This is a genomic window from Halomonas sp. 707B3, from assembly GCF_024158645.1.
Lineage (GTDB): Bacteria > Pseudomonadota > Gammaproteobacteria > Pseudomonadales > Halomonadaceae > Vreelandella > Vreelandella lionensis.
This window is the reverse complement of the sequence record NZ_JAMZBE010000020.1, coordinates 23,886-35,600: the sequence shown is the minus strand read 5'-3', so window position 1 is coordinate 35,600 and position 11,715 is coordinate 23,886. Positions and strand designations below refer to the sequence as shown.

The following is an 11,715-nucleotide window of genomic DNA, read 5'->3' as shown; positions in this document are numbered from 1 at the left end:
AAAGGTCCGAGCGGCTAGCGTCGCCAAAGTAGCTTTTAATGTGAATGTTGCGCAGGTTCTCGATCTGCTCAATCTCGTGATCCAGCGCGACGATGGGAATGTTATTGGCCCGCAGAAGGCGGCAAATAATCTGCCCAAAACGGCCGACACCCGCCACGATGACCGGTGCCTGCTCTTCAATCGTATCGGCCTCACGAGCGTCATTCTTAGCAGTTTGGTAGCGCGGCAGCACCAGCTTGTCGTAAGCAATAAACAGCAGCGGCGTTAGGAACATCGACAGCGCCACCGCCAGCGAGAGCACCTGGGAGAGTTCCACCGGAATCACGCTGTTCTGAACGCTGTAGGTCAACAGCACAAAGCCAAACTCCCCCGCTTGCGCAAGGCTCAAGGTAAACAGCCAGCCGTTGCTGCCCCGCACCCGGAACAGTAGCGCCAGCACTAGCAAAATGGCTGCCTTCACGACGATAACGGCTAAACCTAGGCCTAGCACCGTTGCCCATTCGGCCACGAGAACGTCAAAGTTAATGCCCGCCCCCACGGTGATAAAGAACAGCCCGAGCAGCAGCCCTTTAAACGGCTCAATGTTGGCCTCAATCTCGTGTTTGAATTCGCTGTTGGCCAGTACGATACCGGCCAAAAACGCCCCCAAAGCAGGCGATAGATTCACTAAACTCATTAACGCGGCAATGCCGATCACCAGCATCAGCGCCGAGGCGGTAAATACTTCCCGTAGGCCGGAGCCAATCACGTAACGGAACAACAGCGGCCCTAAATAGTAGCCGCCGACGATCACACTGCCGATGGCGGCCACCACCACCAGCGCATGTGCCCAGGCAGGCAGATGCGCCACTAGGCTTAGCCCCGCGTGGCCATGGTCGTCACCCGCAGCGCCCATTAATTCCGGCAGCGCTAGCAGCGGGATGAGCGCCAACATAGGAATAACGGCGATATCTTGAAACAGTAGTACAGAAAAGGCGCTGCGCCCGCCTTCGGTTTTGGAAAGCCCCTTCTCACTCAGGGTTTGCAGCACAATGGCGGTAGATGAGAGCGCAAAAATCAGCCCCACCGCCAGGGCTGTTTGCCAAACGAGCCCCAGCCACCAGGCAATAGCAGCGCCTGCCGCTGCGGTCAGCACGACCTGCAAACCACCCAGGCCTAGAAGACGCACCCGCATGGCCCATAGGCCTTTGGGGTCCAGCTCCATGCCCACTAAAAACAGCATCATCACCACGCCAAATTCAGCAAAGTGCTGAATGGTGGTGGTCTCCTGGCCAACCAGCCCCAGCACAGGGCCAATCACCACCCCGGCAACTAAGTAGCCCAACACCGACCCCAACCCAAATCGCTTGGCCAGCGGCACGGCAATCACTGCCGCCACTAAATAGATGAACGCTTGAATAAAATAGCCGGTCATGGCGATTCCTTAATCTCACTGCGACTTGACTTCCCTGAGCAATCAGTTAGCGTACTAGTACACTAGTACATGACTAAATCACTCGGTGGCACGATGTCCTTACACGATACGTTTCAAGCTGACTTAGTACGCCACCTGCTTGCGATTGATACGCCCGACGCAATGGATGAAGCGCTGGCCAGCCTGCTTACGCCAGCAGAGTACCAAGAAATCAGCAAACGCCTACAGATTTTTAAGCTGCTGCGCGAGGGCGTACCCCATCGCAAAATTGCCGAAACCCTAGGCGTGGGTATTGCGACCGTGTCACGCGGGTCACGCGCGCTGACGATGTTAGCCTCTTCACGGAATGATCACTTATGAGCACCACCGATACGGCCGCTGCGGCAGGCCCCCAGCCGTTCACGCTGCCCCGCAAGCCCCACTACGTTACCCTGGCGGCGGACTGCGACTTCTTTGCCCTGTTTCAAAAAATCGAGCGGCGCTTCGATACCTGCTACATGCTGGAGTCGCTGGGTGAAGATAGCCACATGGCGCGCCATTCAATCATTGGTTTCGACCCCGAGTACACGCTCTACGCCAATGGCACCACGCTGACCATTGAAAGCCGCGACGGCGATGCCAACCACTACCCCAGCGACAACCCCTACGAGATGCTGCGCAGCCTGATTCCGCAGAACATTATCTCGCGCAAGTACGCGGGCGGGTTAAGCGGCTATTTAGGTTACGACGCCATGCAGTACTTCGAGCCGTCGCTGACGCTGAAAGCCAGCGACGACTTCGATACGTTCCGCTTTGGGCTATATAAAGATGGCCTGATCCTCGACAAGATGACCGGGGAAGTCACCTACTTCTACTACGACAATAGCCGTTACGAGTTTCTACAGACGCTGATCGACGCCGACGAAGAGCCCGCAGGCGCGCTGCACATTACCGCGCTAGGCGACACGATGAGCAAAGCCGAGCACGCCGAAGCGGTTGCCAAAGTGAAGCAGGACATCATCGACGGCAAAGTTTTTCAGTGCGAAGTGGGCTTTAAAAAGCGCTTTCGCATTCAAGGTGACACCCTGGCACTTTACGACCAGCTGCGTACCATCAACCCCTCGCCGCAGATGTACTACGTGAAGTTTGGCGAGCAGAAGTTGATTGGCGCGAGCCCGGAACTGCTGTTCCGCCTGCGCCAGGGCGAGATGGAGACGTTCCCACTGGCGGGCACTACCCTGCGCGGCCAAACACCCCAGGAAGATACCCAGCTTGCCCGCGCGTTGCTCAACGACCCCAAAGAGATCGCTGAGCACAATATGATTGTGGACCTGCACCGCAACGATATTGGCCGAGTGGCCCAGTTTGGCACGGTGAAAGTACGCAGCCTGATGGATATCAAGCGCTTCAGCCACGTTCAGCATATCTCTAGTGAGATCGTCGGCATTATTGCCGAAGGCGAAGACATGTTCACCGCGCTGGCCAGCAACTTCCCCGCGGGCACGCTAACCGGCGCACCCAAGATTGAAGCGATGAAAATCATCGATGACCTAGAAACCGATGGGCGCGGCCCCTACGGCGGCGCGGTGGGTCAGTTCTCCTTCAACGGCGACTGCACCTTTGCGATCCCCATCCGTACGGTGTTTGTTAACGGCGAGCGCGCTTACGTGCAAACCTGTGGTGGCAACGTTTACGACAGCAACGCCGAGGATGAGTACGAAGAGATCCGCCGCAAATTCGCCGGCACCCGCAAGGCCTTGGCCCCCTTTATGGATACGGAAACGGAGAGCCCCGCATGAAGGTGCTGATCATCGATAACTACGACTCCTTCACCTATAACCTCTACCAGTTTATTGGTGAGATTCTGACCACGGAGAAGAATCGCGGCGAGCTACCCCATTTTGAGATCATGGTGAAGCGCAATAACCAGATTGATTTTAAAGCGATTGAAGCCATGGCGCCGGATCGCATTATTATCTCGCCTGGCCCCGGCTCGCCGGATGACCCACGCTACTTTGGCGTATGCGCCGAAGTGATCGAGAAGCTGGGCAAAACCACGCCGCTGCTGGGCGTTTGCCTAGGTATGCAGGGCATCGTGCATGTGTTCGGCGGTAAGGTGGTCAAAGCGCCGCTGCCGATGCACGGTAAAATCAGCCCCATCAACCACGACAACCGCTCTGTGTTTAACGGCGTACCCGATCAGCTTGAGGTCATGCGCTACCACTCGCTGATTGCCGATGCGACGACGCTACCGGGGTGCCTGGAAGTGACCGCCACGGTGGGCTCACTCACCGCCGACAGCTTTGCTGAGCGCGGCCGCTGGCAGGCAGCGGGTGAGTTTGAGCTGATGGGCGTGAAGCACCGTGACTACCCGATTCACGGTATTCAGTTTCACCCGGAATCGTTTGCCACCGAGGGCGGCAAAGAGCTGATTGCCAACTTCCTGTTTGCCCCTAACGCAGCGGCATAACGGCGATTGAGCCAATAAGCACCGTGATATTGAGAAGCACCGTGACCCAATAAACGCGCCGAAAGGCAGTTTTTTGGGTCTTGTGGCGCAGCTGTTGCTGCGCGCACCAAGCCCCCGGCCAACCGCCTACCAGCGCCAGCCAGTGCAGCGTTTTTTCGCTCACGCGCTGGCGCTTTTTAATCGCGGCCCTTTTATCCCACGCATAGGTGGCGTAGGTAATCACGCTGACCGCCACATACCACGCCAGTAGGTAACTTATATAAGTAGGCATCTCTGTCATGGAGAACTACTTGCGCCGGGAAGTCGGCTTACCGGAGGCGGCTTTACCCCCACTGGGGCGGCCGCCCTTTATCGCGCCCTTACTCGCGCCCGGTTTGCCGTTAGAGTGACTCCCGGGCCTCCCCTTTCCTTTAATGGCCGGTCTTCCCGCTGACGCTGCTCCTTTGCCGCCTGGCTTAGCAGCAGCGGCCCCTTTTGCCTTAGGATCCTTGCGGGCTTTGTTACCCGCACGGGCACCTGAAGAGGCCCGTTTTGCTGTCGGCTTTTTATCCTGCGCGCTACTTCTACCGCCGCTGTAGTTGGGACGGGCGGTTTTTTTCTTCTCAGATGCTTTCTTCTCTGGCGCTACGTCTGAGGTTTCGGTGAGGGCAACAATGGTCTCGATCTCTTTGGGAGTCAGGTCACGCCAATCACCTAGCGCCAGTCCTTTCAGCGAGACGTTCATGATGCGCGTACGCACTAGCTGGGTGACTTCATAGCCAAAGTATTCGCACATACGGCGAATTTGGCGGTTGAGCCCCTGCACTAGCGTGATATTGAACACAAAGGTGGACTCTTTGACCACCTGACACTTTTTGGTCATCTGCCCAAGGATCGGCACGCCGCCCTGCATACCGGCAATAAACTCGTCGGTGATCGGTTTATCGACCGTCACCACGTACTCTTTTTCGTGGTTATTGTTGGCACGTAGGATCTTGTTGACCAAGTCGCCGTTGTTGGTGAGAAAGATCAGCCCCTGGGAGTCTTTATCTAAGCGGCCAATCGGGAAAATACGCGTGCCGTGCTTCACAAACTCAACGATATTGTCTTTTTCCGCCGACTCTGTGGTGCTGACAATACCCACCGGTTTGTTGAGCGCGATAAGGACGAGATCCTCCTCTTCCTGCGGCTCAATCTCCTGGCCGTTGACCTTTACCCGATCCCCCGCGACCACTTGGTCACCGGTGGTTGCCCGGCGGCCATTGATCCACACATTGCCCTGCTCGACAAAGCGGTCCGCCTCCCGGCGGGAACATAGGCCGCTTTCGCTGATGTATTTATTGATACGGGTAGATTTTCGTAACGACATAAAACGCCATGTAGCCTAAATAAACGTTAAAAAGAGGAGCCGGGCTGCTTGAGGAACTCGACCTCTTCTGGAGTCGAGGCTCTGCCCAAGACCGCATTACGATGCGGGTAACGCCCAAAACGGTCAATAATCGACTTGTGGCGTTTCTCGAACTCTAGATTGCTCTCCAGCCCCGGCTGGTCGAATAACTGCATGGCCACAATATGAATGGCCGCCGACTCGCTGTGCATATAGGGCATATAGAGAAAGCTGCGCTCCACCGCTGACAACGACTGGTCTGCCCCGCTGGCAACCGCCTCCTGGGCCAGTGCTAACGCCAGCGTGTCGCTGGCGAACGAGCGGGCATCATCGCGGTAGATATTACGCGAGAACTGATCCAGCACGATCACTTCCGCCAGCCGACCACGTGCCGAACGACGCCACTCGAAACACTCGCACGCTACGGCACTCATCAGCACATCACTGAATCGCTCGGCAATCTGCCGATCCATCTCAGCGTCTTTTTTGAACCATTGTGCGGGCGTCAGCTCCTGAAACCAGAAAGCCAGCACGGCCTGAGCGTCTGTGGTCATGTTTCTGCCTCCAACACCGGACATAAAGAAAAGCGCCGCCACCCATCGGTAGCGGCGCTGGTGGGCTGTCTTCAGCTTAGCCGGTGTTACGCAGGCCAGCCGCAATACCCGCCATGGTGACCATTAACGCGCGGGAGAGATCCGGGCTAATCGCGCCGTCGGCATCGCGGTTACGCTGCAAAAGCTCGGCTTGCAGGCCGTGCAGCGGGTCGATGTAGGGGTTGCGTACGTCAATCGCTTGACGAATCAGCGGCGTGTTCTCCAGCAGTTTCTCCTGCTGCAGGATATCCAGCACCACGTCTTCCAGACGCTCAAAGCGCTCACGGAGTTTTTTGCCCAGCGCTTTTAGCGACGGCTCGTCCACCAAGCGGTGCTCGTAGTAGGCGGCAATCGCCACGTCTGCTTTGGCCAGCAGCATCTCTAACATATCCAGGTAGGTGCCAAAGAACGGCCACTGGGTGCGCATTTCTTGCAGCACTTCACGGCCGCCGGGCTGTTCCAGGCGGAGGGAGAAGGCTTCGCCGCTGCCAAGCCAAGCGGGCAGCATCAGGCGGATTTGTGTCCAGGCGAAAATCCAGGGGATCGCCCGCAGGGTTTCCACGCCGCCATCCTGGCGGCGCTTGGTCGGCCGCGAGCCTAGCGGCAGCCTACCCAGCGCGCCCTCCGGCGTCACCGCACGGAAGTACGGCACGAAGTCGGGATCTTCCCGTACCACGCCTACATAAGCACCGTGGGCGACTTTGGCCAGTTGATCCATCTCTTCGCGCCAGTGGGGTTCCGGCGCGGGCGGTGGCAATAGCGTGGCTTCCAACACCGCACAGGCGTAGATCTCCATGGAGCGCAGCGCGATATCCGGCTGGCCGAACTTAAAGCGAATCATCTCGCCCTGCTCGGTCACCCGCAGGCTGCCGTTCACGGAGCCCGGCGGCTGAGACAGAATCGCCGCGTGGGCCGGACCGCCCCCACGGCCCACGGTGCCGCCGCGGCCGTGGAATAGCGTTAGGTCAACACCGTGCTTTTCGCACACGTTCACCAGCGCTTCCTGGGCGCGGTACTGTGCCCAAGCGGCGGCGAGCTGACCGGCATCTTTGGCAGAGTCGGAGTAGCCGATCATCACTTCTTGGCGGTCTTTAGTCAGGGCGCGGTAGCCCGGCAGCGCCAGCAGTTGATCGATCACATCCCCCGCGTGATCCAGGTCGTTGAGGGTTTCGAACAGCGGCGCGATGGGAAGCGTTACCTGCCCACCCACTTCTTTCATCAACAGTGCCACGGTGAGCACATCAGAGGGCTCGGCGGCCATGGAGATAATGTAAGTACCCAGCGCTTCGGCGTGCTCCTGGGCGATCACCTTGAAGGTATCAATGACTTCCCGGGATTCCGCCGAACACTCCCAGCGGCGGGGAATTAGCGGGCGACGGGACTCTAGCTCCGCTAGCAAAAACTCCTGACGCTGGGTTTCGCTCCACTCCTGGTAATGGCCAAGCCCCAGCGAGCTGGTGAGTTCTTCCATTACTTGGGCGTGGCGGCTGGCTTCCTGGCGAAGGTCGAGCTTGGTCAGCGTGACCCCGAACACGGCCACACGGCGCAGGGTATCCAGCAGCGCACCGTTGGCGATGGTATCCAGCCCCACGTCACACAGCGAGCGGTAGCAGGCCAGCAGCGGCGCGTAGATTTGGTCGCGGGTTTCAATAATCGGCCCGCCGTCATAGTTGCGGCCATCCAACTGCGCTTTCGCCCAGTCGCGAGTGGCTTCCATTTTAGTTAGTAACCGCTTGAGCAGCTCCCGGTAGGGCTCCGCCACATCGCCCACTTCAGCTTTGAGGGCGCTGTTGGCTTTCCACATGGAGAGCTCTGTTTTGAGCTGTTCTAAATCCCGCAGGTAAAGGTCCGCCGCCATCCAGCGGCCTAGCAGCAGCACTTCCTGGCTCACTTTGGCGGTGACATTCGGGTTGCCATCGCGGTCGCCGCCCATCCAGGAGGCGTAGCGAATCGGCGCGGCGTCCAGAGGCAGGCGCTCACCTGCGGTGTCCAGCAGCAGGTTATCCAAGTCGCGGTGGAAATCCGGCACCGCCTGCCACAGCGAGTTCTCGATCACCGCAAAGCCCCACTTCGCCTCATCCACCGGCGTTGGGCGTTCGTGGCGAATCTCGTCGGTGTGCCACGCTTGGCTGATCAACTCTTCCAAGCGGCCTTGGGCACGTGCGCCACGCTCGGGGTAATCTTCTGAGCTCTCAATCGCGGTTAAGCACTCATCAATGGCATCGTACTTCTGGATCAGCGTGCGGCGAATAACTTCGGTGGGATGCGCGGTCAGCACTAGCTCCACGCGCATATTGGCAAGGGTTTCCACCAGTTTACGCGGTGAATTACCGGCCTGCTGGGCGCGTTCCAATAGCTCCCCTAGGGCTGGCTGTGAACCGGGTTTGTAATCTTCAACCCGGCGAAACCGCGCTCGGTAGTGCTGTTCAGCAATATTGGCCAGGTTCAAAAACTGGTTGAATGCTCGGGTCACCGGCAGCAGGTCACGCTCGGGAAGCTGGCGCAAATACTCAATCAACTGGCGCTGCTGCAGTGAGTCGCTCTGGCGGCCCCGCTTGGCATGGGCACGAATGGTTTCAATCTTATCGACAAACGGCTGGCCTAAATCGTCGGCGATGGTTCGCCCTAGACTGTCACCTAGAATACGCACGTTATCGCGCAGTGATTCGTGTAGATCATGGCTCATTGGCGTGGCCTCCTTGCGGGGTCGCGTTGATGGTTTTGAAATTAGCGTTGTTCTTGGGCTTTCGCGGCTTGCCAGTGGCTTTCCATCTCATCCAGCGAGGCCTCGTTCAGGGGGCACTCGGTTTCGGCAAGCGCGCGTTCGACATAGCGAAAGCGGCGTTCGAATTTTGCATTGGTACTACGTAAGCACTGTTCGGGGTCGGCGCCCAGCGTGCGGGCTAAATTGGTGACGGCAAACAGCAGGTCGCCCACCTCATCCTGGGCGTGCTTTCGATCACCTGCCGTCAGCGCCTCTTCGACCTCCTCCAGCTCCTCGCGAATTTTGGCCAGCACGCCTTCGGCATCAGGCCAATCAAAGCCAACCCGGGCGGCGCGTTTGGAGAGTTTGGCGGCGCGGCTTAACGCAGGCAGCGTGCGGGGCACGTCATCCAACACCGACGGTGCTTGGGTGGCTCGTTCGGCGCGCTCGTCGGCTTTGAGGGCTTCCCAGCGGCTGTTCACCTGCTGGGTTTTGACCTCGTCGGCACTCACACCGGGCGGGCGGCGGGAAGCCAGCGTGCCGTCTGGGAACACATGGGGGTGACGGCGCAGCATTTTGGCGGTCAGCGTATCGACGATATCGTGAAAGTCGAAGCGCTGCTCTTCTGCGCCAAACTGGGCGTAATAGACCACTTGAAACAGCAGGTCGCCTAGCTCACCGGGCAACTCGTCAAATGCGCGACGCTCAATGGCGTCGGCCACTTCGTAGGCCTCTTCCAGGGTGTGAGGCACGATGCTGTCCCAATCCTGCTTGATATCCCACGGGCAGCCCTGCTCCCGGTCGCGCAATACGGTCATCAGAGTGAGCAAATCGTCCAGGGTATGGCGCATTAGGCCCCTCCTTTACGGGCACTTTTTTCAGGGTCGGCATTACGCAGGCGGCGTACTTCGGTCACGTTAGGTAGCTGCTGGATACGCGAGAACAGCCTGCCGAGGGATTCCAGGCCGTCGACTTCCAGAGTAATCCGCAGCCGGGCAATGCCTTCATCGGTATCGGTGAGGGTGTTGACCGCCAACACATTGACCTTCTCGTTGCCTAGTAGGCCCGTCACATCACGAAGTAGCCCAGAGCGGTCCCAGGCTTGAATCTCGATAGTCACCGGGTAACGGGTATGTGCCCGCTCGCCCCACTCCACTTCGATAATGCGCTGAGGCTCTTCCAAGCGCAATTGGAGGATATTGGTGCAGTCCTGGCGATGAACGGTCACGCCGCGCCCTTGGGTAATAAAGCCGACAATCGGCTCGCCGGGTACCGGGCGGCAGCAGTTGGCCATGCTGGTTTTCAGGTTGCCCACACCCAGCACGGTGATATCGCTTTGGGTGGCTTTGCTGGGCTGGCGGCGGGGTTTGGCCAACAGACGATCAAGCTGCTCCTGGTCATCGGTTTCACCAAACAGCTGCTGGGCCTGGTGCAGCACTTGACCAATTCGCAGGTCGCCCGCCCCCAGCGCCGCGTACATATCGTCGGCGTTTTGGTAGTTGACGGCTTTGGCGAGCTTAGCAAGGTCCAGCCCTTCCACATCCAGGCGGCGCATTTCACGCTCAAACAGCGTGCGCCCTTCGTCCAGGTTCTGGTCGCGGGCCTGATGCTTAAACCACGCCTGAATTTTTGCCCGCGCCCGGGAGGTGCGCACGTAGCCTAAGCTGGGGTTGAGCCAGTCGCGGCTGGGGCCGCCTTTGGTGGCAGTGAGAATCTCGATTTGCTGGCCGGTTTTCAGCTTGTAGGTCAGCGGGACGATGCGACCGTTAACCTTGGCACCTCGGCAGCGATGGCCAATTTCGGTGTGCACCCGGTAAGCAAAATCGATCGGCGTGGCAATACGCGGCAGGTCGATAACGTGCCCATCCGGGGTAAAGACGTAGATGCGGTCAGGGGCGACATCGCTGGAGAGGCCTTCACGCAGGTCGCCAAAGCCGCCCACTTCGTCCTGCCACTCCAATACTTGTCGCAGCCAGGCAATTTTCTCTTCGTAGCTACGGCTTTTGGCGTTGGTGTCGTGGCCTTTATAGCGCCAGTGGGCGCACACCCCAAGCTCCGCTTCATCATGCATGGCGAAGGTACGGATCTGTATCTCCAGCACCTTGTTTTCCGGCCCCATGACGGCGGTGTGCAGCGACTGATAGCCGTTTTTCTTGGGGTTGGCGATGTAGTCGTCAAACTCGTTGGGCACGTGGTGCCAGCGGGAATGGACGATGCCTAACACGGTGTAGCAGTCGGTGACTTCCGGCACCAGGATACGCACGGCGCGCACGTCGTGTACCTGGGAGAAATCGATCCGCTTGCGCTTCATTTTGCGCCAGATGGAGTAGATATGCTTGGCCCGGCCGCTCACGTCGTAGCGGTGAATATGCTGGGCTTCCATCAGGCCTTTGAGGGTTTCGACCACGTCGTGAATATAGCGGTCGCGATCAAGGCGCTTCTCCGCCAATAGCTTGGCGATGGCCTTGTATTCCTCTTCGTGGAGATAACGAAACGAGAGGTCTTCGAGCTCCCATTTGATCTGGCCAATACCCAGGCGGTGGGCCAGCGGCGCGTAGATATCCGCCACTTCCCTGGCGACCTGTAAGCATTTCTCACGGGGAGCGTCTTTGACTTGGCGCAGCGCGCAGGTGCGCTCGGCAATTTTGATCAGGGCGACGCGCACGTCGCCCACCATATTCACCAGCATTTTGCGCAGGTTTTCCTGCTGGTTGTGCTGGCTCATGCCATGGTTGGGTGCCAATGGGTAGCTGATGGCGGCCATTTGCAGCACGCCATCAATGAGCTTGGCGACTTCATCCCCAAAGCGCTTGGTGACCGCCTCCAGACTCAGCAGACCTTCCCGAACGGCACGGTAAAGCACGGCTGCCTCAAGGGTCGATTGGTCGAGCTTCAGGTCGGCGAGTATATCCGCCATCTCAAGCCCCATACGGAAACTAGAGCCCGGCGACAGCCACACGCGATGGGTGCGAGGCGCTTCTCGATCTAGCTGTTCGGCAAGCTCACAGGCTTGAACCAAACGCTCGGGTTCACGTAGGCGCACATCTTCTTGAAGGCGCGTTAACCATTGTTGTATGTCCACCTTTCCGCTTTCTGTTAGCGGCTGGTCTTCACGCACTTTCACCATGACTATGACTCATCCTTTTAGGGTGGCAGCTTTCACACTGCTGCCACCAAGGCTTGCTGCAA

The 11,715-nt window shown here is 58.6% G+C and carries 10 protein-coding genes; 3 read left to right on the top strand and 7 right to left on the bottom strand.

Annotation, left to right across the window (positions count from 1 at the left end; genetic code table 11):
- On the bottom strand, positions 1-1,414 hold a 1,414-nt coding region (locus BIS10_RS04790), incomplete at its 3' end, for a monovalent cation:proton antiporter-2 (CPA2) family protein (RefSeq protein WP_253503006.1).
- A gap of 93 nt (positions 1,415-1,507) precedes the next feature.
- Between BIS10_RS04790 and BIS10_RS04785 the strand changes: the two genes are divergently transcribed.
- From BIS10_RS04785 to BIS10_RS04775, 3 genes are read left to right on the top strand one after another with little or no spacing between them, the layout of a single operon-like run.
- Complete coding sequence (locus BIS10_RS04785; RefSeq protein WP_083026323.1) at positions 1,508-1,774, top strand: Trp family transcriptional regulator; 267 nt, start codon at positions 1,508-1,510, stop codon at positions 1,772-1,774.
- On the top strand, positions 1,771-3,192 hold the full coding sequence (locus tag BIS10_RS04780; RefSeq protein WP_083026325.1) for an anthranilate synthase component I family protein: 1,422 nt from the start codon (positions 1,771-1,773) through the stop codon (positions 3,190-3,192). The genes BIS10_RS04785 and BIS10_RS04780 overlap by 4 nt, the downstream gene beginning before the upstream one ends.
- On the top strand, positions 3,189-3,863 hold the full coding sequence (locus BIS10_RS04775) for an aminodeoxychorismate/anthranilate synthase component II (RefSeq protein ID WP_083026327.1): 675 nt from the start codon (positions 3,189-3,191) through the stop codon (positions 3,861-3,863). Before BIS10_RS04780 ends, BIS10_RS04775 begins: the two co-directional genes overlap by 4 nt.
- On the opposite strand, the gene BIS10_RS04770 is transcribed toward BIS10_RS04775, so the two are convergent.
- From BIS10_RS04770 to relA, 6 genes are all read right to left on the bottom strand, one after another.
- Positions 3,847-4,143, bottom strand: a complete 297-nt coding sequence (locus BIS10_RS04770; protein WP_243470656.1) for a DUF1294 domain-containing protein — start codon at positions 4,141-4,143, stop codon at positions 3,847-3,849. The two genes, BIS10_RS04775 and BIS10_RS04770, sit on opposite strands and share 17 nt — an antisense overlap.
- Before the next feature lie 6 nt (positions 4,144-4,149).
- Complete coding sequence (gene rluF / locus BIS10_RS04765; protein ID WP_083026329.1) at positions 4,150-5,211, bottom strand: 23S rRNA pseudouridine(2604) synthase RluF; 1,062 nt, start codon at positions 5,209-5,211, stop codon at positions 4,150-4,152.
- A 26-nt stretch (positions 5,212-5,237) separates the two neighbouring features.
- Entirely contained in the window at positions 5,238-5,783 is a 546-nt protein-coding gene (locus BIS10_RS04760) for a DUF924 family protein (RefSeq protein WP_083026331.1), read from the bottom strand.
- Positions 5,784-5,859: 76 nt separating this feature from the next.
- Positions 5,860-8,508: a phosphoenolpyruvate carboxylase gene (gene ppc / locus BIS10_RS04755; protein ID WP_253503004.1), complete on the bottom strand. Its 2,649-nt coding sequence runs from the start codon at positions 8,506-8,508 to the stop codon at positions 5,860-5,862.
- A gap of 41 nt (positions 8,509-8,549) precedes the next feature.
- A complete protein-coding gene (gene mazG / locus BIS10_RS04750) occupies positions 8,550-9,377 on the bottom strand; it encodes a nucleoside triphosphate pyrophosphohydrolase (protein WP_253503001.1) in 828 nt (275 codons plus the stop codon).
- A complete protein-coding gene (gene relA / locus BIS10_RS04745) occupies positions 9,377-11,653 on the bottom strand; it encodes a GTP diphosphokinase (RefSeq protein WP_253502998.1) in 2,277 nt (758 codons plus the stop codon). Before relA ends, mazG begins: the two co-directional genes overlap by 1 nt.
- Between the last annotated feature and the right edge of the window lie 62 nt (positions 11,654-11,715).